A 24,103-nucleotide genomic window follows, 5' to 3' on the forward strand; every position below is an offset into this window, starting at 1 on the left:
GCGTTCCTTGGTTCGACGATCTAGCATCGTTCAATGCGATCCTCATTGGAGTGGGGCTCGCTGGAAGTGCGGCCAAACGCACTCCGTCAAATCATGGGCGCGGCACTGTCGATCCCGGCAGGGCAGGAAACAGCAGGAGATGGGCCTATCATGTACAGGCGATTACAAACAGCATCGTTTGCAGCGCTTCTTGCGATGGGTTCGCTGGGGGGAGCAGGGCTTGCAAGTGCGAACGACAAGCTCGACCAGCTCTCGCAAAGCGACGAGAACTGGATCATGCCCGGCAAGGACTACAATTCGGACAATTACAGCAAGGCGACCCAGATCAACACCGAGAACGTCAAGAATCTGAAGCCCGCCTGGACGTTCTCGACGGGACTGCTCAACGGTCACGAGGGGGCGCCGCTGGTCGTCAACGGAACGATGTACGTGCACACCTCGTTCCCGAACAATACATTTGCACTGGATCTCAAGGATCCGACGCGGATCCTGTGGCAGGACAAGCCGAAGCAGAATCCGGCCGCCCGTGCGGTGGCGTGTTGCGACATCGTCAATCGTGGCCTGGCCTATTGGCCGGGAGACGCCAAGACGCCGCCGTTGATCCTCAAGACACTGCTCGATGGGCATATCGAGGCGCTCAACGCCAAGACCGGCGAGTTGCTCTGGAAGATGGAGAACTCCGACATCAAGGTCGGCTCGACGCTCACCATTGCGCCCTATGTGGTCAAGGACACCGTGCTGGTCGGATCGTCCGGTGCCGAGCTCGGCGTTCGCGGCTATCTGACGGCCTATGACGTTCACGACGGCGCGCAGAAGTGGCGGGCCTATGCGACTGGTCCCGACAAGGACCTGCTGCTGGCGTCCGACTTCAACCTCAAGAACCCGCAATATGGCCAGAAGGGGCTCGGCCTCTCGACCTGGGAAGGCGACGCGTGGAAGGTCGGCGGCGGCACCAATTGGGGCTGGTACGCGTTCGATCCGAAGACCAATCTGGTCTATTTCGGCACAGGAAACCCGGCGCCGTGGAACGAGACCATGCGTCCGGGCGACAACAAGTGGACGATGACCATTTTCGGCCGCGACGTCGACACTGGCGAAGCCAAGTTCGGCTACCAGAAGACGCCGCACGACGAGTGGGATTATGCCGGCGTCAACGTCATGATGCTCTCCGAGCAGAAGGATAAGGACGGCAAGACCCGCAGCCTGCTGACGCACCCCGATCGCAACGGCATCGTCTACACGCTGGATCGCACCAACGGCGATCTGGTGTCAGCCAACAAGATCGACGACACCGTCAACGTGTTCAAGACCGTCGATCTCGCCAGCGGTCAGCCGGTGCGCGACCCGGAATATGGCACGAGGATGGACCACCTCGCCAAGGACATCTGTCCGTCGGCGATGGGCTATCACAACCAGGGCCATGATTCCTACGATCCCACCAAGGAACTGTTCTTCATGGGGATCAACCACATCTGCATGGACTGGGAACCCTTCATGCTGCCCTACCGGGCGGGACAGTTCTTCGTCGGCGCCACGCTGAACATGTATCCCGGCCCCAAGGGTGATCGCCAGAACTACGAGGGCCTCGGCCAGATCAAAGCCTACAACGCCATCACCGGCAAGTTCAAATGGGAGAAGATGGAGCGCTTTGCGGTCTGGGGCGGCACCTTGGCGACGGCGGGGAATCTCGTCTTCTACGGTACGCTCGACGGCTTCATCAAGGCCCGCAACAGCGACACCGGCGAACTGCTCTGGAAGTTCAAGCTGCCCTCCGGCGTGATCGGCTACCCGATCTCCTACATGCATGACGGCACCCAGTATGTCGCCATCTACTATGGCGTCGGCGGCTGGCCGGGCGTCGGTCTGGTGTTTGACCTGCAGGATCCGACGGCGGGTCTCGGCGCGGTCGGTGCCTTCAAGCAGCTCGCCAACTACACCCAGATGGGCGGCGGCGTGATGGTCTTCTCGCTGAACGGCAAGGGCCCCTTCGACGACGTGAACCTCGGCGAATACAAGTCGTCGAATTAGGCTTCGCTGCGATACTGACGCAGACCAAGACTCCGTTCCGGCCCCGACGGCCGGAACGGACGGCCGCCCGAATCGAGCCCGCCTCGATCTGCTCCCTCGCATCTCCTTCGGTGTTCCGAAAACCACTCCGAAAACCACTGAGTTCAGCATGTCACGATTAATGTCTTCCACGCTTGCACCCGCCATCATCCTCGCCTGCCTGATGCAGCCCCCGTTGCCGGCGGCCGCGGCCGAGGCGACCGGTTCCGCTCTCATAGGCGGGAAAACCGTGGCTGAGCAGGCCGATGCATCGAAGCTGCGCATCTGTGCGGCCGGAAACGAATTGCCGTTCTCGTCGAAAGACCAGACAGGCTTCGAGAACAGGATCGCCAGTGTCGTGGCGAAGGCAATGGGGCGCGAGCCGGTCTTTGTTTTCGCGGACAAGCCAGCGATCTATCTGGTCCGCGACTGGCTCGACAAGGGCAGATGCGACGTCGTCGTCGGCCTCGACAGCGGCGATCAGCGGGTTCTGACGACGAAACCTTATTACCGTGCGGGCTACGTGTTTGTCACCCGGAAGGACAGGAACATTGAACTCGAGTCATGGGAGGATCCGCAGATCAAATCTGTGGGTCACATCGTCGTCGAGTTCGGCTCGCCGAGCGAAGTCATGCTCAAGGAGATCGGCAAGTACACCGATAACATGGCCTATCTGTATTCGCTGGTGGGCTTCCGGTCGCCGCGCAACCAGTACACGCAGATCCCGCCGCAGAAGATCGTCTCCGAGGTCGAAAGCGGCAATGCGGGCGTCGCGGCGGTGTTCGCTCCCGACATTGCCCGTTACGTCAAGGCGAATGCGGCGCTCAAGATGGTGCCGATCAAGGATGACGCGGACCGCGACGGCGAGCGGATCCCGCAGCAATACGATCAATCGATGGGCGTGCGGCATGGCGACGAAGCGCTTCTGGTTGCACTCGACACCGCTCTGGAAAAGGTGGCACCCGAGATCGCGGACATCCTCAGAGATGAGGGTATTCCGATCCTCAAGGGCCAGAGCTCGAACTAAGTAACGATCACTGGAATCGCGTTAGGATCAACAATGAGAAGATCGTTACTCGTCGTCTGGTCTTTTGTGCTTTGGATGACGGCTCAAGGCCTGTTTGCAACACCCGACGAGTCGATACCGCCGACCTCGATGGATCTCCGCAACACCGATACGGGGGAGCCGCTCGACTTGTCCAATGCGCAGAAGGAAGGCCGCAACACAGAGGGCGTGCGCAAGTTCTTCCAGACCGGGATCAATCCCTATATCGAGGACGCCAGTTGCCTCAAGCCAGGTGAATCGTTCTATCTCACATCCTGTTCCGGCTGCCATGGCGAGATCGGGGAAGGAAAGATCGGTCCGGGTCTGAATGATGACTATTGGACCTATCCAAAGAACACGACGGACCAGGGCTTGTTCGAGACCATCTTTGGCGGCGCCAGGGCGCAGATGGGTCCGCACTATGATGATCTGACGCTCGACCAGATGCTGCAGGTGATGGCGTGGGTCCGGCATATCTACAAGGATGACGTCAAGGCGGCGACGTGGTTGACAGCCGATCAGAGAAGGAAGTTCACGCCGTTCAAGCGAGGAGAGACCTTCCCGGATGATCCGCCGGGACTGTGCAAAGCGCCATGAATGCTGCTGAGTGGCGTGAGAGGGTATTTGGACGACAACAAAAAGCTTCAGCAAGAGGAGGAGACCCAATGACAAAAGCTATGAACTCCATCATTGCGATCGTCGCGGTTATGGCAGCGGGAATGGCCGTCCCGGCGTCGGCCTATGACGGGACCAAGTGCAAGGCGCCAGGAAACTGCTGGGAACCCAAGCCAGGCTTCCCGGACAAGATTGCCGGCTCCAAATATGATCCCAAGCTCGATCCGAAGGAGGTCGCCAAGCAGGACGCATCCGAGCGCGAGATGGAAGCGCGCAACGCGCGTCGCGTCGAGAATTTCCGCAAGACCGGGAGATTCGTCTATGAGGTCGACAAGATCGCGGACAAGTAGCTCGGTGAGCCGTTCCAGTCTGCGTCTCGTGCTGACGAGCCGGCGGCGTGCATTATCTCTGCCGGCTGCGCGATGCTGAAAGTCGATCGGAAGGCCATATGGAAGGTCGAAGTCAGCGATCCGTTCGGCTTTCGCGGCCCATGACAAGAGCTGATCGTCACTTTCCGGAGTCTCGATGAACGATGCCGTTTCAACCGCCTCCTTGCTGGAGCGCTGGCGATCCGCCGCATCAGACTTCGAGGCGTCGGTCAGGCAGGTGATCGTCGGGCAGCCGCGTGCGGTCCGTCTGGTGACGATCGCGGTGTTCGCGCGCGGGCATGTTTTGCTGGCCGGCGATGTCGGCGTCGGCAAGACGACCCTATTGCGTGCGGTGGCGCGCTCCCTTGGCGGCAGCTACGAGCGCATCGAGGGGACGGTCGACATGATGCCGAGCGACCTGCTCTATCACACCTTTCTCGGTGATGACGGCCGGCCGAGGGTCGAGCCGTCGGCGATCCTGGGGCGATCTGACGAATTGTCCGTGTTCTTTTTCAACGAGATCAACCGCGCGCGGCCGCAGATGCATTCACTGCTTCTCCGTCTGATGGCGGAACGCAGCGTCACAGCATTCAACCGAACCTTCGAGTTTCCCTACATGCAGGTTTACGCAGACCGCAACCGCGTCGAGAAGGAAGAGACGTTCGAGCTCCCTGCCGCGGCCCGCGATCGCTTCCTGATGGAGATTGCTGTCGAGGCGCCTGTTGATACCGATGTCAGGCGCCAGTTGGTGTTCGATCCCCGTTTCCACGACACGGAGACGCTGCTGCAGGTAATCGACGCGCCGGCGCTCGACTTCAAGTCCCTGGTCGTCTGTGCGCCGCTGATCCAGATGAGCATCCACACGAGCGAGGCGTTGCAGACCTATGTGGTCCGGCTGTGGGATGCGATCGTTCGTCCGGCTGCTGCTGGCATTGTGATCCCCGGCGTCGACACCGGGCGGCTCGTGCAGGGCGGCGGCAGTCCCCGGGGACTTGCCTTCGCGGTGCGTGCGGCGCGCGTGCGCGCCTGGCTGGAGGGGCGCGATATGCTGGTGCCCGAGGATATCCGCGACATCTTCGTCGAGACGATGGCGCATCGGATCTTCCTCGATCCGATCTATGAAATGCGCCGTGAGGAGATCGTCCGGGATCTCTGCACTGCGGTGCTTGCCAGCGTGCCCGCGCCATGACGGAGTCCCGTGACATCGTTTACCGGCCGCGCGGCCGCATCTCCGGCTTGCGGGCCGGCGCGCATGCGAGCCGGGGTATCGGCACCTTCGGCACGTTTCGTGACCAGGTGCCGTTCATGGCGCATCCCGACGCGCGTCGGATCGATGTCCGCGGCACGTTGCGTGATCCGTTCGAGGCCACCCTGGTGCGCCGCTTCCAACAGCGCAATGCGATCGATGTCTATGCGCTGGTCGATATGACACGATCGCTGTCCTATGAGGGGCGGGCCCGGAAGCAGGACCTGGTCGCCGAGCTTTGCGGCGCGCTGGCGCGCTCGGTGATCCGCAGCGGCGACCGCTTCGCCCTGATCGGTTTCGATAGCGACATTCGGCCGGACTGCTTCATTCCGCCGAATCGGCGCCTTGGCAGCGCGGTGGACGTCGAGGCGTTGCTGCGCCAGGCCGAATGGCGCGGGCGCGATGCCAAAGGCCTGCATGACGCCGCTCGCCGGCTCGGCGGCAGACGCAAGATAGTCTTCGTCGTCTCCGACTTCCTGCTGCCGCTCGATCTGTTGGAGGCGGGCTGTGAGGCGCTCAGCCAGCACGATCTCATCCCGGTCGTGATCGACGACTCGTCAGAGCGCAGCGATCTGCCGGATTGGGGCTTGCTGGAGTTGACGGATCTTGAGACCTTGCAGCGCAAGGTCGTGTTCATGCGTCCGGCCCTGAAGCGCCGCTGGCTTGCGCAGGAGGCTGAGCGCCGAGCCGGTATCCGGCGAATCCTGCTGAGGTTCGGGCGCGCCCCCGTCCTTATCACGGATGTCATAGATGTCGACTTGATCTCGCGGCAGCTCATGGAGGCCTAGAGCCGTCATGCAGACGTTCATCCGGCTGATCGGCTTGGCGGTTTTGGTGCTCGCGGCCCTTGTGCCGATCTCGGCGCCGGCTGCGTTCGCGGCCGACGTGCCCGTCGTGAAGCAGGTGACGATCCGGACGCCGCGGGATATCGGTTATTTCGTCGGCGATTTGATCAAGGCGGATATCACGCTCATCGTCGATGGCGACGCCAGCATCGACCCGGCCTCGCTGCCAAGTCCGGGCAGCGTCGCCTATTGGCTCGACATCCGGTCTGTCGACGTCAAGCAGGACACCGCCGGCGGCGATCGCCGCTATGTCCTGACGATCATCTACCAGAATTTCTACGATGCGCTCGACGTCCGGCAACAGGAGATCCCGACGATCCCGCTGCTGTTCCATCGCGGCGACGAAACCGCCTCGTTCCAGGTGCCGGCCTGGACCATCGGCGTCTCGCCGCTGCGCGAAGTGGCCCCACCGGTCAAGAGCGATCCAAAGGATTATTTGCGACCGGATCGCCGGGCTGCGATTATCGATCTTTCGCCGTGGATCTGGTCGCTGATCGCAGCGCTCGCTGCTGCGTTCCTGTGTCTGGCTCTGGTGGCATATAATCGCGCTTGGTGGCCGTTCTTGCGGCGTCCGGCCCGTACATTCTCCCAGGCCGCTCATCGGTTGCGGCGGCTGCGTGGCCGCGAGGACGAGATCGCGGCCTATCTTGAGGCGCTCGAAATTCTGCATCGAGGCATCGACCGCGCCGACGACAGATCGGTGCTCGCCGATGACCTCGATCTCTTCCTGCAGCGCCATGCAGCCTATCGCGCCCTGAAGGATGGTCTGGGCGATTTCTTCGGTGCGTCGCGTCTGGCGTTCTTCGCCAATGATCCCGAGCGGGCGCGGCGAGAATTTTCGTTCGATCGGATCGAAACGCTCACGCGCAAGCTGGCGGTCGCAGAAAGGGCCGGGCCATGAACCTCGCCGTCGACCGTCCCTGGGTGCTGCTGGCGCTGGTGCTGGCGATGCTGCCGCTGATGTTTTCCGCGCATCGCGAGACCCGGGTGGGCTCGGTGTCCGTCGTTCCCGCCGATCCGCTGTCGACGCTCATTGCCTGGACCTTGCGCGGCTCAGCTGTCGCCGCCATCGCGCTGGTCGTGGCGGCGCTCGCCGGTCCGTATCGTGTCGGGCAAATCGTGAGCCGGGCCGGCGAGGGAGCGCAGGTCGTCATCCTGCTCGACCGTAGCGGCAGCATGAACGACACCTTTGCCGGTCGAACGCCGGCCGGTGGCGAGGAGTCCAAGGCGTTGGCCACCAAGCGGCTGCTGCGCGATTTCGTCGGCAGGCGACCGCACGATCTGTTCGGCGTCGCGGCCTTCTCGACGTCGCCAATGCTGGTGTTGCCGCCGACCGATCATCACGACGCGGTCAGGGCCGCGATCGATGCGAGCGACCGCCCAGGCCTCGACTTCACCAACATGGCCCGCGGGCTCGGCATGGCGCTGTCGATGTTTGCCGCGGATCATCCGGATGAGCACCACGCGATCCTGCTGGTGTCGGACGGCGGCGCCGTGATCGAGACCCATCTGCAGGATCAGCTCCGCGCAGAATTCCGCAAGTTCAAGGCGGATCTGTTCTTTCTGTTCCTGCGAACGGCCGGAAGCCGCGGCATGTTCGACAAGCCAGGTCCGGGTGAGGATACGCCGCGGGCCATGCCCGAGCGCTTTCTCAACCTGTTCTTCCAGACTCTCGGCGTCCCATATCGCGCCTTCCAGGCCGAGAACCCGGATCAGGTCGCCGATGCCATCGACCAGATCGACGAGCTCGAACGCTTTCCGATCACCTATGTCGAACGCCTTCCGCGCCGCGATCTGACAGGGCTGGCCTACGCGCTCGCCTGTGTGTTCACCGTTGTGCTGGTCGCCGGCAAGTTGCTCGAAGTGCGTCTGGTGACCGGCGCTGGCGCAGCCAAAGCGCCCGTCGGGGCGACGGCATGAGCGACCTCACGCACAGGGCCCTCGCGATTGGTCGCAACGAGCCTCGTCCTGACCGGACGTTCAAGAAACTGGCGCCGCTCTGGTCACGCGGGCGATCGCATCTGCTGGTCGCAGTGTTGATCTTGCTCGTTCTGTCATGTCTTGCGCTGCTTGCCGGGACGCTTCGCATCGCGAAAGCCAATGAAACGATCCTACGGTTGAGGGCCGGGCATGACGTGGACGTCGCGCTGAACGCACCGGCCGAATTGCTGCTGGCACGCATCTCGTTCCTGCTCGATCACGACCGGACCGACGAGGTGCGGCCATATCTGGAAGCGCTCGACAGGCAGGACGGTGGACGGCTCGCGGCCATCGCGCATTTCGATCTCGCCAACAGCCGCCTGCGCCAGGCCTTCGACCTCATCACTGCAAGCAAGCTCGACAGCGCGGGCCCCTTCGTCGTGCTGTCGCGCGATGCGTACCGCCGGGCGCTGACGCTGGCGCCCGACGATTGGGACGCCAAGTTCAATTTCGACGTGGCCTCCCGGCTGATCCGCGATTTTCCGGCGTTCGAGCGGACCTCGGGCGACGACATCAAGGCCGACCGGAACAAGATCTGGACGGACATCCCAGGCAAGCCGCAGGGGCTGCCATGACGTCGTTCGGGGAAGGCGTTGCGATGTGGCGCTGGCGGCAGAAACTGCGCGATCCCTTGGCTCTGCTCCTGCAGGCGGCGCTGGTCCTGCTGTATGCCGCGATCGTCTTGCCGCCGTTGCCGATGACGCTGGTGGGCGCAGATGTGCTCGTCGTCGTCGACATCACCGGCAGCATGAACACGCGCGACTATCAGGCTGCGGGCAAGCCTGCCAGCCGCCTTGCCATCGCCAAGACCGCGCTGAAGGACATGATCGGCCGACTGCCGTGTCCGAGCCGGTTGGCCTTGGGGCTGTTCAGCGAGCGCGTGCCGTTCCTGCTGTTCGAGCCGATCGATGTCTGCCGCGACTACGGCGCAGTGTCGGGCGCGATTGATGCGATCGACTGGCGCGAGGCCTGGGAGGGCGACAGCCACATCGCCGCCGGTCTGTTCCGATCGATCGAGATGGCCAGAAGTCTCGGCATCGACCTGATCTTCATCACCGATGGCCAGGAGGCGCCGCCGTTGCCAGCGTCCGGCCCACCGCCGTTCGAGGGCAAGCGAAACGAGGTGAGGGGCCTGATCGTCGGTGCCGGTGGTTATTCGCTTTCGCCGATCCCGAAATTCGACGATCGCGGCAACGAGGTCGGCTTCTGGGGCGCGGAAGACGTGCCGCACGAGAACCGCTTCGGACCGCCGCCGCCCGACGCCGAGACCAGGCCCGGTTACAATCCGCGGAATGCGCCGTTCGGGTCGGTGGCGGCGAAGGGATCGGAACACCTGTCGTCCGTGCGAGAGCCCTATCTGAAGCAACTCGCTCAGGAGACCGGCCTCGCCTACGCGCATCTGGATGGTCCGGCGGGACTCACCGAGGCCTATCTGCCCGTGTCCGTGCCGCGTGCCAGCCATGGGCTGACCGACCTGCGCTGGCTGCCGGGGCTTCTCGCTCTGTCGGCTCTTCTCGCCGTCTTCTCGCCGCTGGGCCGGCGCCTCGCCAGCCTGAAATCCGCCAAACCGTGAGGTTTTCCGATGAGCTTTCACCCTGTTTATGCAGCTTCCTGCTTGCTCTTTCTGATCACGGCGGCCTTCGCACACGGGCCGACGCCGCAGAAAGTCGAGGAGACCGTCACGATCAGGGCTGCACCGGACAAGGTATGGGCCGTGGCCGGCGACTATGCCGGCATCTCCAAATGGGATGCGGTGGTGAAGGCGAGCGAAGGGTCGAACCAGAAGCGGGTGCTGACCTTCACCAACGGCGAGACGCTCGAGGAGGAGGTCGATGAATATGACCCGGCCAGAATGACCTATTCCTACCGAATGCTCAATCCGAACGTCAAAGCCTTGCCGGCGAGTTCTTACTCGGCGACCCTGGTCGTGACACCGGACGCGCAGGGGAGCAGCGTCAAATGGTCTGCGCGTGTCTACCGCGGTGACACGGAGAACGAACCGCCGGACGAACTCAACGACGAGGCCGCGAAAACGGCATTGCGGGAATTGTTCCGGGCAGGCCTCGACGGGATCAAGGCAAGGGCCGAGGCGGAGTGATGCGCCGCGCTCTGTTCGTCCTGCTGCTGGGATACGTGCTGGCTCTTGCCGCCTGCAACGAGGAGCCGGACGCGCGGCGAGAACGAACAGTCGTCGTCAAGAAGCCGGAGGAGGTCTCGACATGGCTTTCAGTCACCGACAAGATCGAGACCGCGCTCTGGCTGCGGAGCCGGGAGGTTGGCCATGACGTCCTTGCGAGCGATTCGGAGGCCGACCGGTTGCGGAGGGCGATCCGGCAGGCTGTCTCGCGCTTCTACGAAGACGAGCGCATGATCGCAAACCGGACGGCGCAGACGGGGGACGCGTTGGCGGAAGCGGGGCAGCCCGAGCGCTATGTCGACATCCTGACCGGCATGGTCGACGCCGCCGACCTGTCATCGGACAGAAAGCTCTATGGCGAAATGTGCCAGCACTATCTGATCCTCAGGCGCAACGGCGAGGGACGTACGCAGGCGCTCGAGCATGTCGGTGCAAAGTTCAGGCATGCAAATGCCTGCAGGGAGTCTGCATGCACGGACGCGAAATGATGAAGTCCTCACTGGTGCCGGCGACATCGGTTGGACCTACGACTGCGCAGGCGGCCTGGAAGCAAGCCGCGGCATCGTTCTTGACGTCGCTTTCCTTTCGTTCGCTGCGGCTTCGTCTGATCGCCATCGTGCTTCTCATCGATTGCGTCGCCGCGGCGTTGACGACCACGGTGGTTGTCTTGAACGCACGAACGAATACGCGTAGGGAGATCGCGTCGTCAATGCGGCTTGCGGATGCCCTTACGGCAGATACGATACGTCTGCTGCAATTCATGCCGGCGTCAGTGCTGCTGAAGAGCATCGATCTGCATTTCCAATCCGTTCGTCACATCAAGATATCCGTGATCGATGCCGAAGGCAGATCCGTCGCGGTGCCGGCATCATCGTCGGACAAGATCTTGGAAGGCGCCGATATTCATGATGCGCCAGAATGGTTCACCCGCCTCGTCGCGCCACCCGTCGAGCGCAACAACTTTCCGATCATCGCGGCCAGCCAAAGACTCGGCACCGTCGTGATTACATCGGATCCGAGCGACGAGATCAACGAGGCATGGAATTATGTTCGCGCACTGGTCCTCACAGCGTGCTGCCTGAACGCAGCGGTCATCTTCGCATTGTTCCTTCTGTTCGGGCGGATACTGAAGCCGCTCACGCGGCTGGTCTCCGGCCTGAAACATCTCGGCGACAAGAACTATGCCGTACGCCTGCCGAGCACATCCATGACGGAGCTCGACATCATTGCAGACCATTTCAATCAGACTGCTGAGGCACTTGCCGGCGCGTATCAGGCCAATCGCAGCCTAAATTTGAAGCTGCTGACGGCGCAGGATGAAGAGCGGCGGCGAACGGCTCTGGAACTCCATGACGAGGTTGGCCCATGTCTTTTCACCCTGGAAGCCAGCGCGACGTCGATTGCCCGGATGTCCAAGGATCGACCTGATCTTGGCCGATTGCACGAGAGGGCCTTGGACGTCGTCGACATCGTGTCGCAGATTCAAGGAATCAATCGACGGCTGCTCGACCGGCTTCGCCCCATGGCGCTGGGGCAGATCCCGCTGAGGGATTGCCTGATCAAGCTGCTCGTCGAGTTCGATAGGACGGAGAATACGCCCGAATTCGAGCAGACGATCGGCGAGCTACAGGAGAGCTATGGTGCGATCCTGGACCTCACGATCTACCGATGCGTCCAGGAAGGCATGTTCAACGCGATCCGGCACGCGCAGGCGCAGAAAATCATTTTGATGATCAATCAAAAGGACATGCTTGGACGGCAATTTGTCTTCATCCGGGTCGATGACGATGGCATCGGATTGCGCCGGCCCTTCAAAGCCGGCGTGGGACTGGCCGGAATGCGCGAACGGGTTGAGGCGCTGAGCGGCGCCTTCAGGCTTGAGAGCTCATCATGCGGCACGACGCTGACCGTCGTGCTTGCGACCGACGGAGGTGATGTCCCCGTCGTCGTGCTTTCGGAGGATGTCATATCATGACCTCAGCGCTTCTCATCGACGATCATCCCATGATGCTGCAGGGCTGCAGGCATCTTCTGCAGGATATCGGCGTCGATCCGATCATCGAGGCCACCGATGTCCGGACGGGCCATGGCGCATTCCTGAGGCACAGGCCCGATGTCGTGATCGTCGATCTAACGCTGGCCGGGGACGATCTCGGCGGATTGTCGTTGATTCAGAGGATCATTCAGGCCGAACGAAAGACGCGGATCCTGGTTTTGAGCATGCACAATGATCCGACCATCGTGAAACGCGCTTTGGACAGTGGCGTGGCCGGCTATGTGCTCAAGGATTCACCTTCTTCGGAGTTCGTCGCTGCATTTCAGAAAGTAGCAACTGGATCCACGCATCTCAGTCACGAGATCGCGGTGCAGGTTGCGCTGTTGCGTAACAAGAGTGACGAATTGGCATCCAAAAATCTGACCGACCGCGAGATCCAGATTCTGTCGCTGCTCGCAAGAGGGAACAACTACGATCAGATCGCCACTAAGCTGGGCATCAGCTACAGCACGGTCACCAACGCATGCTCGTCGATGCGGACAAAGCTGCAGGTCAGGACTTTGGCCGACTTGATCCGATTCGCGCTTCAGAATGATCATGGAATTACGCACTAAGAGGCGGGCAAGCATGACCTTCCGCGATGTACCGACGACATCTCGATGGGCGATACCGAGACGCTGGCTGCGATCCGACGTCTCGAGGCAAACTCGTGTCCGGAAACGTTGGCGATGTCGCATCCGGCGAAGTGGTTCATGTTTCGAACAAGATGACTTGTTGATGACGCTTCCTGAGCATTCCTTGCTCTCAGCTTTGAGCGTCTAGGCTTCATTGATTCGGCTTGGTCTCAGGAGCAAGGAAGACGACTATCGCTCAAGTCATGTGGCCCGGCATGAAGCAGCGAATGTCGATGCGCAAGGCGCGATCGAGCTGCCAATAGTAGACCGGCCAGACCATGGTCCGACCGGCGCGGTTCGGTTCTTTGATGATGGCTTCTTCGGGGACGTTCCACCACTGTCCCTCGATTCGGACGCGGTACTGACCGTCGGTCACGTCCCAATCAATATCGGACAGAGCCGTTCCATCGGCATCGGAACAACACGGGCCCTTCTGCGAACGCAGCGTCTCGAACCAGCTCTTCAGGGGAGAGGAAGCGTATCGACCGTCGACATCCCGCGCCTTGGCATCCAGACTCGGAAGGATCAGTTGCGCCACAGCCAGAACGATGAGTATCCCCGGTACGGGACGCCGTGTACGAGACGCGCTGCTTGAAGCCGTCAGCGTCGTAAGCTCCCGGAGGCCACGACGGAAGTGCGACACAGAGCGCTTGAAGGAGCTCGACGCCTTGACTGAGATCGTGCGCTGCATGCATAGGTCTCCTTCTACCGCGTGACATCGAACAACTCATCGATATCTGTGGCGAAAGTTCGAGGAAGATAAACTTGATAGTTATGAGTATACCTCAAGTTGAGGGGCGTGACTGTGGTCAAAACAGCCAACGATACGCGGGAAGAAGTCCCGAGCATTTCGGCTTCGCCGTCTTGCTGCTGTATTGCTAGCGACTCATTTGGCGTGCGGCGAACTTGTGGCGACGAGTTCGCCGTCGCGGTTGTGCAGCCCAATGTCGTTGTTTCGGAGCGAGGACCGAAGCCAGCGCGTCAGCTGCCAGCTTCACTCATTCAGCGTTCGGTGGGTGAAGTCAGATGGGAAGCCATCGTGCATAGGGCCCGCATAACGTCGGCCGGAGCCCGAAAATGCGCCTGCTTCAAGCCGTGCATGACGCCAATTCGACGCGTCCGTCGGATGGCTTCTCCGGATCGCAAGGTCAGAAGAGCGGCGCTGCGCCCAGTAATTTCCCGGCCCTTCGGCCTATTGCGTTTGCGAAATCGTGCGGCCTAAATTGGGCCACAGTTGTACATTCGGCGCGCGTCCTGCGAACGGGGCGCATTTCCATATGTGTCAGTCTGCATCAATCGCGGCCCATTGGCGGGCGTAAGAAAAGGACAAATTCAATGAATTTCAGAACGATAGCGACGGCGGTTGCCTTTGGCGTGGCCGCGATGGCCGGTACGTCGACGATGGCGACGAGCGCGCCGGCCGCATCGAAACTGATGATCTCGATCGACCCCGACAAGGACGGCACCGCCGACACGAATGAGGTTCGCGCTGCGGCCAATGCCCTGTTCGATCGTCTCGACCGCGACCATGATGGGACGCTGGACTCCAAGGAATTGCGTGGACGCGTGTCCGCCAAGGACTTCAAGACCGCTGATCCAGACAACGACGGGACCCTCACCAAGGACGAGTATCTTGCCCTCGTCGCAAGCCGATTCAAGGCGGCCGATCCCGACAATGACGGCACGCTGGACTCGAAAGAGCTGAAGTCGGTCGCCAAGTTGTTGAAGTGAATTGCACCGGAGCGAAACGGTCCGCTGAATAGAGAGCCCGCCACGGGAAACCGGCGCGGGCTTTCTGTTGTGGAGCACATGCGGATCAGATGAATGCTCGTTTCGGCCCTTTTGCCAGGTGGATCGTGGAACGAAAGGGCGCTGGTTTGGTCCCGCGCCACAGGGCGAACCGCGCGCAGCAATCGCGATGCGGAGCAGCAAACGTCTTGTCGAACAAAAATATCGAGCGTGACAAAAAGGGCTCTGTCTATGGCCACTTAAGCTTGAATGATGGTCATTCGGGAAATTTGAGCGCGCAAAACGGGGACGTCTTGCCCGACAGTTCAGGAGGAACCGGAGTTCGGCTGGCCGTTTTCCGGCAAGATTTGCTTGCGCAACTGGGCCCATCGTTGCCGTTCAGATCGTAGCCAAGTTACCCATCGAGACCATCGGCTGAAAGGCAGCACGAACTCGGTATTTGTTTCGGCACGTGAATAGATTGAGAGCCGCTCCGCGCTGTCTGGCGCAGCCTCCATACCGGCGGCAGCCCCCGCTGCAAATGCGCAGACCTGCCCGCAGAGTGCGGTCGGCCGCGGTCACTTCGGCACTACGCTGTGTCGGACCGACGGCCGCTGGAGCAGCGTGTGGAATCCATTTCCGCTCCAGGCGACGACGGGGTCGACGATCGATGTGCGTGCGCAAGACGCAGTGCCGTGAGGTGTTTTCGTCATGAAGGAGTGGATCAAGCTGTCGGTCTGGATGACCCGCCACCTCCGGCTCAGGGAGCGGCGGATGATTGTGGTGACCGTGCTCTGTGTGATCATCGCGTCAGGTTGCATGGCGATGTCGCCGCTTCTTCTCGGTCGTCTGACCGATGGTCTGCTGCAGGCAAGGTCCGGTTCAGGCTGGTACATCGTCTTTCTGGTCTTCGGATATCTGGCAACGATCGCTCTGCCGAGAATCATCGGTGTGCTGGTGCTCCAGCTCCAGAGCACGTTGCGGCTCAACGCCAACAGCTCGCTGCTTGCTGGATATTTCGACTATCTTTGCGAGCAATCAGACAGCTTCTTCTCAAAGCGAAACTCAGGCGAACTGAGCCAGGAGATCGCGCAGGCGTCGAACGATCTTTACATCATCATAAGAAGCTTTTCGTCCTCCGCCGTCGCGCCGCTCGTGCAGATCGGCATCGCCATCGCCGTGCTTGCGGCCAACCGGAACGTCATCATGGCAGGATTGATCGCGGTCTATGTCGTGCTATTCATGGTCAACCATCGTGTCCAGGGTCGAAAGCTCGGTGCGCTCAAGACGGGATCAATGGTCGCCGGCCGCAGGACCTATACGACACTGGTGGATTCGATTGCCAATATCCAAGTCGCGCGCCAATTCAATGGGTACGACTTTCTGCTCGCAAGGTACCGCAAAGCGCTCGATGAGGATCGAGATGCGCAGGCTGCCTATTGGAACGTCAGCGCCCAGATGCAGCTTGTGAATGCGCTGCTGTTCGTCGGCCTCTTCGGCGCCTCCTTCATGTTTGCCCTTTACGATGTTGTTCAAGAGGGGCGTTCAGTCGGCAATCTCGTACTTGTCGGTACCTACGCCCTGACGCTACTTTCGCCGATCGAGACTCTCGGCAACATGTTCGCCGAGATCAATCGGTCGCTTGCGACGTTCGGACAATTCATCGAAAAGCTGTCCCGCGCTCCGGCTTCCGTTCTCAGGCCTGCTTCGGCGACCGTTTCCGCCCCCGGATGCCCTGCGATCGAGTTCGAGCAGGTATCATTGACGTATCCCGGCGCACAGATTGCAGTCCTCAAGGAGGTCAGCTTTACCGTCTCGCCGGGGCAGCGCATCGTCATCACGGGACCAAGCGGCGCGGGCAAGAGTTCGATCGTCAAGGCCTTGACGAAGCAGTACCCGCCGGACCACGGATCGATCCGGCTGTTCGGGCAGGATATTGCCACCTTTGACGTGCGGACCTTGAATGAGCGGGTCGGATGCGTGTCTCAGGATGTATTCCTGTTCAAGGACACGCTCCGCTTCAACCTGCTGATCGCGCGCCCGTCGGCGTCCGATCAGGAGTTGCTTTCAGCGCTTGACCGCGCTGGGTTGGACGATTTCTTGAGCAATTTGCCCCATGGCCTGGACACTCTGCTCGGCGATCGCGGTGCCACGATCTCGGGCGGCCAGCGACAGAGGCTTGCTCTGGCGAGATTGTTCCTCCGCGTCCCCGACATCGTAGTGATCGATGAGGGGATGTCGTCGCTCGACGTCGTGACCGAACGCTGGGTAATCGACCAGATTCTCGAATCATTTGCGGGGGCAACGATCTTGATGGTGACGCATCGACCCAGCGCCATGGCGATAGGCGATGCGGTGATCGTGGTTCACGACGGGCGCATAGAAGGCTACGGTACGTATGATGATCTGCGATCTCGAAGCGATTTCTTCGCCCGCGTGACCAGTGAAGCGACCTGTTGAGCCGTGCAGTATCGTCTATCCTTGCCCCGGGCTTCTGCCGATCATTCCTTTCGAGGCGTGTCAAGGCGTCGACTGTTGTCTTGAGCCTATGCGACCTCGTCAGACATCATTGACCAAACGCATCAGGTGATAGCGATGACGGCACTGATGTCGGTGCTCGCCCGAGCAGAATGTCGATCGTGGTCACTGCTGAGCCGCGATTCGGGTGACGATCGCAGCAACGTGTGTGAGAACGTCCGCCTCGGCGGAGCGGAAGAAGAAGTGGTCGCCATCAAACATGTGCGTGGCCGTGCGTTCCGGGGCATATATGGCCCAGGCGCGGAGATCGTCTGGCGTCGTCAGCGGATCACGGATGCCGCCGAAGACCGTGACCGGACATGACAGTGGTGGACCTGGCTTGTATCGGTAGGTTTCGCTCGCTGCGAAATCGGCGCGCAGCATTGGCAGCAAGAGATCCAGCAGTCCGACATGATGGAAGACTTCAGGAGGCGTGCCGTTCAGTCTTCGTAGACGCGCGATGAACTCGGGCTCGGGCAGGCCGTGCGAGGGGTCTTGCGGATCGGGAAGATGCGGTGCGCGCCGTCCCGAGACGATCAGGTGACGAGGGGCGGGCTGCGAGGCAGCAATCAGCCGTTGAGTGACCAGGAAAGCCAGCAATGCGCCCAAGGAATGACCGAAGAAGCAGACCGGACCGCACAAATGGGGGATGACGGCCGCGGTGATGGCGTCGGCTAGCGGCTCGGCTCGACTGAACGGCATTTCGGCAAAACGCGCTTCGCGTCCGGGATACTGGATCGCCCATAGGTTGCACCAGTCCGGCAGATGATCAGTCCACCGGCGTGCCATCGATGCCGTCCCGCCAGCATGCGGAAATGCCAGGAGAGTGGCGCGTCCTGCTGAGGTGCTCCGCCACTTTACGATCCAGGGCGTGTCGTTCGTATTCGTCACAGAGTAGGTCTCGTTGGGAGGTTTGGCATTCAATTGAGGTTGATTCTTTACAGCGTAGTCCAGACGACAAAAAGCGTCTTTGAACAGCCGCCTGATGAATATGAGTTATTTCAGCTCGGCCGACGGAGAGTCGACGTCACGATGGGCGAGCGAAGGCCATCATTGTGACCATGCGTCGGCATAGTATCAAACAACTGTCACGACGGTCGGCGTCGTCCACGACCCTCACGACTGTATGAGGCGTCTGGATTATTTGTTCGAGCGTGGCGCGGATACATCATTTTTCGATTCCGAGGTCAGCAATGCGGCATTTCGGGAAAGCTGCGTCTCGACAACAGGAGTCGTTGCGACAGATTTCGGGAGAATCTGGAAACGAAGCGGCTGGCCCGCGAAAGCTTCGCGGTGGGCGGAGTTGCGGGCAAAATTGGTTTCAGGTTACCACTTTCATCCAAAGCGGATCGTCGCCGGATTTCGGGAGGGGACATGGTCAAATGTCATTTCAGTGCTCAGCATTCCCAGGCGGTTGAACGAAGTCGATCGATGCAGTCGGCCGTTGAAGCATCTCCGGCAGCCTCGACCGAAATCATCGTGTCCTGGCGGCGCTAGCTTTCAGGCACTTCTTAGCTTGCTGCCGCAAAGCTCCTGACATCCGTCGCAAAGTCCATCGTTGTCGTCGGCGCCTGATCGACGATCGGCGCAGCGATCGATTGCGCTCTGGGCCCATGCCCGGACACATGCCGCGATTTAGTCGCGCTGTGCGTGTGGATGAAGGCAACGGCAGAAGGGCCCGTTTGAAGGGAGGCTCTCTTGTTGGATCGATCTGACGTAACCGCGCAGCCGTTGCGCGAGGACGGGCGTCTACCGCTGGTCGTGCGGCCGGTGAGAGATGATCTCGAGGCAGGCCCGTTTCTGCGCGCCAATCGCGCCGCCATCGACCATCTGCTCTTGCAGCATGGAGCGATCCTGTTCCGTGGCTTCTCGATCGACTCGGTCGAACGATTCGAGGTCGTCATCCAGGCGCTCACCAACGAGGCGCTGGCGTACGAATATCGCTCGACACCACGAGAGAAGCTTGGAGGTGCCACCTATACCGCCTCCGAGTATCCGGCGATGCATACGATTCCGATGCATTGCGAAAATGCGTACCAGCGCGATTGGCCGACGAAGCTCCTGTTCGCCTGCGCGCGCGCCCCGCGGACCGGTGGTCAGACGCCGCTGGCTGACATGGTTGCTGTGATGAGTCGGATTTCACCGGACTGTTTCGACAGTTTCAGGACGAAAGGGGTCGCCTATCTCCGCAACTATCATGACGGACTCGATCTGAGCTGGCGGAACGTCTTCCAGACCGAGTCGCGCGAGGAGGTGGGCGCCATTTGCCGGCGGTTGGAGATCGACTTCGAATGGGTGGACGACGGCGAGCGTCTGCGGACGCGGCAACTCGCCCAGGGCGTGGCGCGCCATCATGCGCTGGACCAGACCATTTTCTTCAATCAGGCCCACCTGTTTCATGTCACGAGCCTGGGTCGTGAGACGGCCGATGCGCTCATTGAGACCTTCGGACTCGAGGATCTGCCACGTCACGCGTGCTTCGGCGATGGCAGCGAGATTCCCTCCGCCCAACTCGCCGAGATCAGAGCGGCCTTCGAAGCTGAAAAGGTGCATTTCGACTGGCAGCAGGGCGACGTGCTCCTGGTCGACAACATGCAGGTGGCGCATGGCCGCGAGCCCTTCACCGGAGACAGGCTGATCCTGGCGTCGCTCTGCGATGCCTATTCGAAATGCAGATGATCTGAACATGCAGCACGTCTCGACGTCTGTCCTAGATGCGTCCGGTCCAACGCCTGCCGCGTCGCAACTGAAAATGGCGCCCTCGGCGGCGACTGCCCTGTCGGCTGCGCAGAGCGAAATCTGGCTCGCGCAGGCACTCGCGCCAGAGAGTCCGATTTACACGCTGGCCCAGAGGGCGACGCTTCCGGGCCAGCTCGATATCACCTTGTTCGAGCGCGCGGTGCAGGCGACGGTCGATGAGACCGACGCCTTGCATGTGCGGTTCGTTTCGGACGAGACGGGACCGCTGCAAATCCTGGGTGTTGCTCCGCATTGGAGCCTAGAGGGCGAGCGCAGCTTCGGGTTGCCACCGGCTGACATCGACAGGATCATCGATAAGGCTTTGCGTTGGCCGTTGCCGCTCGCGGAAGGCGCGCTCTTCCGGGTGTTTCTGTTTCGGCGCCAGGATGGAGCCTGGGAGTACTGCCAGCTCTTTCACCATATTGCGATGGACGGCTTGAGTTGCGTGTTGTTCGCCACGCGGGTCGCCGAACACTATGGGAGTCTCGTTCGTGACGGCCAGCCGGCGCCGCGCCGGTTCGAACATTTCGGCTCTCTGTTGGCTGCCGATCGCGATTATCGCAGTTCCAAGCGGGCCGAGGACGATCGCAGATATTGGCGAGAGGCGCTCGCCGGACTGGATGACAGGTTGGAGGGGCAGGGAGCCAAGGCATCCTATGCGGCGGTTCTGCAGACGGCACGTCTATGTCGTGATCAAACCGCGCGGCTGAAGGCCATCGCCACCTCCGCCGGTACGACCCTCCCCAGCCTGATCTGCGCTGTGGCTGGCGTCCTTTCCTCGGTTCGAAGGGATACCGACGACACCGTCATCGGCTTCGTCGTCGCCGCGCGGCCGGATGGTCCATCGCGGAGCATCGCTGGTGCGGTGTCCAACATTGTCGCCCTGCGGTTGGGCGTACCAAAGGGGCTTCGCTGGAGCGAGCTGATCTCGTCGACGGGCAGGCAGGTCAAAAGGGGGCTCCGGCATCAGCGGGCACGTCTGGAGGACGTCAGGCGGGATCTCGGCTTGTTCGGTCAAGGCGACCAGCTCACCTCGATCGTCGTCAACTACACGCCGTTCTATGGACCCATCTGCTTTGGCGGGTCCACGGTGCGCCTTCGCAATATGGGGAATGGCCCGGTCGATGATTTTGCGATCGTGGTCTATCACCACCCGGACGACGACGAGATCTTGATCGATTTCAAGGCAAACGGCTCTCGGCGGAGCGCCTCCGATGTCGCGCAATTTCGCCAGCAGTTCGATCTTCTGCTCGCAGCTCTCGTTGCGGATCCCGATGCGCCGGTCGAGTCGGCCGCGTTCCTCGGACCTGGAGAGCGGGAGCGGATCCTCACGGGCTGGAACGATACCAGCAACGACGTCCCGGATGCGACCCTGCCGGACACGTTTGCCGCGGCTGTCCAACGTGCCGGCAGCGATATCGCCATCATCGCTGGCGACGTGAAACTCAGCTACCGCGATATCGACAGGCAATCAAATCGTATCGCCCTTGCCCTGAATGCCCTCGGCGCTCGTCCAGAAACCCGGGTCGCGGTTGCAATGCGCCGCTCCGAGCAGCTCATTCTGGCTTTGCTCGCAATCCTCAAGACGGGGGCGGCCTATCTTCCGCTCGATCTCGACAGCCCGCGTGACAGGCTCGCGCTGGTTCTGGCTGATGCGGATCCGGTTGCCATCGTCACGTGCCATGACGATCGCGCGAGTATCGAGGCTCTGGCCGGCGCCGAGCTCAACGGCGACAGCATCATCGTTATCGATGATCCCGGCACGAGTTGGGGTACGGATGACGTCTGCGAAGCCGCCGCGGCGGAGATCGTGCGTTCCCGCGCGCTGCTGCCGGATCATCCGGCCTATCTCTGCTACACATCGGGTTCGACCGGGCAGCCAAAGGCCGTCGTCGTCACGCATCGTGACGTGGCAGACCTCGTCCGCGATCGCCGCTGGCAGCAGTCGGCGCCTATCCGGATGCTGGTCCATTCGCCGGTAGCGTTCGATGCCTCGACCTACGAAATCTGGGTTCCGCTCCTGAACGGCGGCTCGATCGTGGTGGCGCCCCCCGGCACGCTCGATTCGCGTACGCTGGAAAACGTCATCGCTTCGCATGGGGTCACGGATCTGTGGCTGACGGCTGGCCTGTTTCATCTCATTGCGGATGAGTCGCCGATTTCCTTCGCGGGTCTTCGCCAAGTCGTGGCCGGTGGCGACGTGCTCTCGGCCGAGGCCATCAGCAAGGTTCTTGAAGCGTGCCCGGATCTCCGTGTGGTGAACGGCTACGGCCCCACAGAGACCACCACCTTCTGCACGACCCATGAGATGGCGGAGCGTCCGGCCCGGACAGTGCCGGTGCCGATCGGCCGGCCGCTGGACAATGTCAGGGCTTATGTTCTGGATCGCCGGCTTCGCGTGTTACCCGCCGGCGTGGTCGGCGAGTTGTACATTGCGGGCGCAGGGTTGGCGCGGGGATATTGGCGGCGCCCCGATCTCACCTCCGAGCGCTTCGTCGCTTGCCCGTTTGGACCCGCCGGTCAGCGCATGTATCGGACCGGCGATCGCGCCTGCTGGCACCAGGATGGATATCTGATGTTCGCGGGCCGCGCGGATTCGCAGTTCAAGCTGCGCGGGTTTCGCATCGAGCCACGGGAGATCGAGGCCGCGCTCGCCGAGCTCGGGATCGGTCAGAGCGCAGTCGTGCTGCACAAAGGATCAGCTGGGCGCGATCTCCTCACGGCCTACGTCGTCCACGAGGGTGCTGACCCGCAAGTGCTCAGGCGCCAGCTCGCGACGAAGCTGCCGGACTACATGGTGCCGGCCGTGATCATCAGGCTCGAGGCTCTGCCATTGACGCCGAACGGCAAGCTCGATCGGCGCAGCCTCCCGGCGCCCAGCTTCGCGAGCCAGGAGCCGATGGCTCCGCGAACCGCGATGGAAGAGATCATCGGCCGGCTGTTTGCAGACGCGCTCCAACTCGAGACGGTTGGCATCCACGACAACTTCTTCGATGACCTCGGCGGCAATTCCCTGCTGGCGCTGCGCATCGCCGGTGCCATCCGTCGCGATATCGGTGCCGACGTCGCCGCGACTGCGATGTTCACCGCGCCGACGATCGCCTTGCTGGCCCGCCATGTCGAGAGCTTCAAACCAGCCAAAGCTGCGGTTGCAGTTCGTGCGGTCGTCGCGCGGGCCGAGGCGATCGGCGCCACGATGTCCCTTGCCGAAATCGAAGCCATCCTCGAAGGGCGATTTCGCAACGAGTCCTCCGACGCCAAGGCTTTCGTCGCCACGGTGACGGAGCAGGGCGATCAGTTCCTGCTGTTCTCGCCCGGTGAGCGGCGCGCCAGCGATCGGACGGATGTCGCCTTTCCGCTGGGATCGATCTCGAAATTCCTCGCCTCGCTGCTGCTGGGCATGATGGAGCAGGCCGGCCGGATCACGATCCACACCGCGTTAGGAAGGAGGCTCCCTCGCGAGTGGCGGCTCCCTCAAACGCTTGCCGATTGTATTTCGATGGCCGACCTGGCCACGCACACGTCGGGCTTGCCGGCCTATGTCAAGGAGCTCGTGAATTGCTCGGAAGACGGTCTTCGCAACTATCTCGAGACGTTCGAGGGCGATCTGAGCGACAGGACGTATGAGTATTGTTCGCTCGGAATCTCGTTGCTTGGCTTCGCGTTGCGTCATGGCGAGGCCGATGACTACCTGAAGGTCCTGAGGCGGTATCTCCTTGATCCGCTCGGCATGACCAACACGGTGTCCAGGACACGAAGGACTCTGCCGGACGGGACGCAAGAGACAGGCTTCCATTTCTACGAATGCAGTTCGGACATGGCTACCTCGATCGACGATCTGCACCGGATTCTCGCCGCCTTCCTGGCGCGCGAGTCGTCGCCGGCCAAATCCGCTCTGTCCCGCATGCTGACGGTGTCACGGCCAACGGGGATGCCTGAACTCGATATGACGATCGGGCTTCGGTCGAGAACCACCCATGGCGATCATCTTCTCTATCATGGCGGCGGCGGCTCCGGTTTCCGCGCATTTTTCGGCCTCGCACCGAGACGTTCGAAGGGGATCGTGGTTCTCACGAACCGTGAGATTCACATCGGCGATATCGGCCAGCACTGGCTCAGCCCGGCCTATCCGCTCATTGTCCCGCGCCGCCCATAGCCGCGTGCGCT

Annotated in this window: 20 protein-coding genes; 18 read left to right on the forward strand and 2 right to left on the reverse strand. The window is 61.6% G+C overall.

Annotation, left to right across the window (positions count from 1 at the left end; translation table 11 throughout):
* Positions 1-195: 195 nt before the first annotated feature.
* From LQG66_RS25835 to LQG66_RS25900, 14 genes are all read left to right on the forward strand, one after another.
* Positions 196-2,028, forward strand: coding sequence for a methanol/ethanol family PQQ-dependent dehydrogenase (locus LQG66_RS25835; RefSeq protein WP_425601245.1), 1,833 nt, complete (start codon positions 196-198; stop codon positions 2,026-2,028).
* A 160-nt stretch (positions 2,029-2,188) separates the two neighbouring features.
* Complete coding sequence (gene moxJ / locus LQG66_RS25840; protein WP_231318464.1) at positions 2,189-3,073, forward strand: methanol oxidation system protein MoxJ; 885 nt, start codon at positions 2,189-2,191, stop codon at positions 3,071-3,073.
* A 75-nt stretch (positions 3,074-3,148) separates the two neighbouring features.
* Positions 3,149-3,688: a cytochrome c(L), periplasmic gene (gene moxG, locus LQG66_RS25845; protein ID WP_231318465.1), complete on the forward strand. Its 540-nt coding sequence runs from the start codon at positions 3,149-3,151 to the stop codon at positions 3,686-3,688.
* A gap of 68 nt (positions 3,689-3,756) precedes the next feature.
* Positions 3,757-4,056, forward strand: a complete 300-nt coding sequence (locus LQG66_RS25850) for a methanol dehydrogenase (RefSeq protein ID WP_425601246.1) — start codon at positions 3,757-3,759, stop codon at positions 4,054-4,056.
* A gap of 175 nt (positions 4,057-4,231) precedes the next feature.
* Complete coding sequence (locus tag LQG66_RS25855) at positions 4,232-5,263, forward strand: AAA family ATPase (RefSeq protein WP_231318466.1); 1,032 nt, start codon at positions 4,232-4,234, stop codon at positions 5,261-5,263.
* Entirely contained in the window at positions 5,260-6,108 is an 849-nt protein-coding gene (locus LQG66_RS25860; protein ID WP_231318467.1) for a DUF58 domain-containing protein, read from the forward strand. The genes LQG66_RS25855 and LQG66_RS25860 overlap by 4 nt, the downstream gene beginning before the upstream one ends.
* A 7-nt stretch (positions 6,109-6,115) precedes the next feature.
* Entirely contained in the window at positions 6,116-7,066 is a 951-nt protein-coding gene (locus LQG66_RS25865; RefSeq protein WP_231318468.1) for a nonribosomal peptide synthetase MxaA, read from the forward strand.
* Positions 7,063-8,085, forward strand: a complete 1,023-nt coding sequence (locus LQG66_RS25870) for a vWA domain-containing protein (RefSeq protein WP_231318469.1) — start codon at positions 7,063-7,065, stop codon at positions 8,083-8,085. Before LQG66_RS25865 ends, LQG66_RS25870 begins: the two co-directional genes overlap by 4 nt.
* Positions 8,086-8,198: 113 nt before the next feature.
* The gene (locus LQG66_RS25875) at positions 8,199-8,720 is read left to right on the forward strand and encodes an MxaK protein (protein WP_231327940.1); all 522 of its coding nucleotides are present in this window, start codon (positions 8,199-8,201) and stop codon (positions 8,718-8,720) included.
* Positions 8,717-9,718, forward strand: coding sequence for a vWA domain-containing protein (locus LQG66_RS25880; RefSeq protein WP_425601247.1), 1,002 nt, complete (start codon positions 8,717-8,719; stop codon positions 9,716-9,718). Before LQG66_RS25875 ends, LQG66_RS25880 begins: the two co-directional genes overlap by 4 nt.
* A gap of 9 nt (positions 9,719-9,727) precedes the next feature.
* On the forward strand, positions 9,728-10,243 hold the full coding sequence (locus tag LQG66_RS25885) for an SRPBCC family protein (protein WP_231318470.1): 516 nt from the start codon (positions 9,728-9,730) through the stop codon (positions 10,241-10,243).
* Entirely contained in the window at positions 10,243-10,770 is a 528-nt protein-coding gene (locus LQG66_RS25890; protein WP_231318471.1) for a hypothetical protein, read from the forward strand. Before LQG66_RS25885 ends, LQG66_RS25890 begins: the two co-directional genes overlap by 1 nt.
* Entirely contained in the window at positions 10,752-12,257 is a 1,506-nt protein-coding gene (locus LQG66_RS25895; RefSeq protein ID WP_231318472.1) for a LapD/MoxY N-terminal periplasmic domain-containing protein, read from the forward strand. Before LQG66_RS25890 ends, LQG66_RS25895 begins: the two co-directional genes overlap by 19 nt.
* The gene (locus LQG66_RS25900; RefSeq protein WP_231318473.1) at positions 12,254-12,892 is read left to right on the forward strand and encodes a response regulator transcription factor; all 639 of its coding nucleotides are present in this window, start codon (positions 12,254-12,256) and stop codon (positions 12,890-12,892) included. Before LQG66_RS25895 ends, LQG66_RS25900 begins: the two co-directional genes overlap by 4 nt.
* A 256-nt stretch (positions 12,893-13,148) precedes the next feature.
* Here the strand turns inward: LQG66_RS25900 and LQG66_RS25905 are convergent, their stop codons facing one another.
* The gene (locus tag LQG66_RS25905; RefSeq protein WP_231327942.1) at positions 13,149-13,508 is read right to left on the reverse strand and encodes a hypothetical protein; all 360 of its coding nucleotides are present in this window, start codon (positions 13,506-13,508) and stop codon (positions 13,149-13,151) included.
* An 818-nt stretch (positions 13,509-14,326) separates the two neighbouring features.
* On the opposite strand from LQG66_RS25905, the gene lanM reads away from it, so the two are divergent.
* Positions 14,327-14,683 carry a lanmodulin LanM gene (gene lanM / locus LQG66_RS25910; protein WP_231327943.1) on the forward strand — a complete coding sequence of 119 codons (357 nt, stop codon included), beginning with the start codon at positions 14,327-14,329 and terminating at the stop codon, positions 14,681-14,683.
* A gap of 708 nt (positions 14,684-15,391) precedes the next feature.
* A complete protein-coding gene (locus LQG66_RS25915; RefSeq protein WP_231318474.1) occupies positions 15,392-17,140 on the forward strand; it encodes an ABC transporter ATP-binding protein in 1,749 nt (582 codons plus the stop codon).
* Between the two features lie 183 nt (positions 17,141-17,323).
* Here LQG66_RS25915 and LQG66_RS25920 read toward each other — a convergent pair whose 3' ends face one another.
* On the reverse strand, positions 17,324-18,121 hold the full coding sequence (locus tag LQG66_RS25920; RefSeq protein ID WP_231318475.1) for a thioesterase II family protein: 798 nt from the start codon (positions 18,119-18,121) through the stop codon (positions 17,324-17,326).
* Positions 18,122-18,895: 774 nt separating this feature from the next.
* Here LQG66_RS25920 and LQG66_RS25925 point away from each other — a divergent pair.
* Together LQG66_RS25925 and LQG66_RS25930 are read left to right on the forward strand one after the other, a co-directional pair.
* Positions 18,896-19,876, forward strand: a complete 981-nt coding sequence (locus tag LQG66_RS25925; RefSeq protein WP_231318476.1) for a TauD/TfdA family dioxygenase — start codon at positions 18,896-18,898, stop codon at positions 19,874-19,876.
* A gap of 73 nt (positions 19,877-19,949) precedes the next feature.
* The gene (locus tag LQG66_RS25930; protein WP_231318477.1) at positions 19,950-24,092 is read left to right on the forward strand and encodes a non-ribosomal peptide synthetase; all 4,143 of its coding nucleotides are present in this window, start codon (positions 19,950-19,952) and stop codon (positions 24,090-24,092) included.
* The last annotated feature ends 11 nt before the right edge of the window (positions 24,093-24,103 follow it).

Origin of the sequence: Bradyrhizobium ontarionense, assembly GCF_021088345.1 — a bacterium.
In the GTDB taxonomy this organism is placed as follows: Bacteria; Pseudomonadota; Alphaproteobacteria; order Rhizobiales; family Xanthobacteraceae; genus Bradyrhizobium; species Bradyrhizobium ontarionense.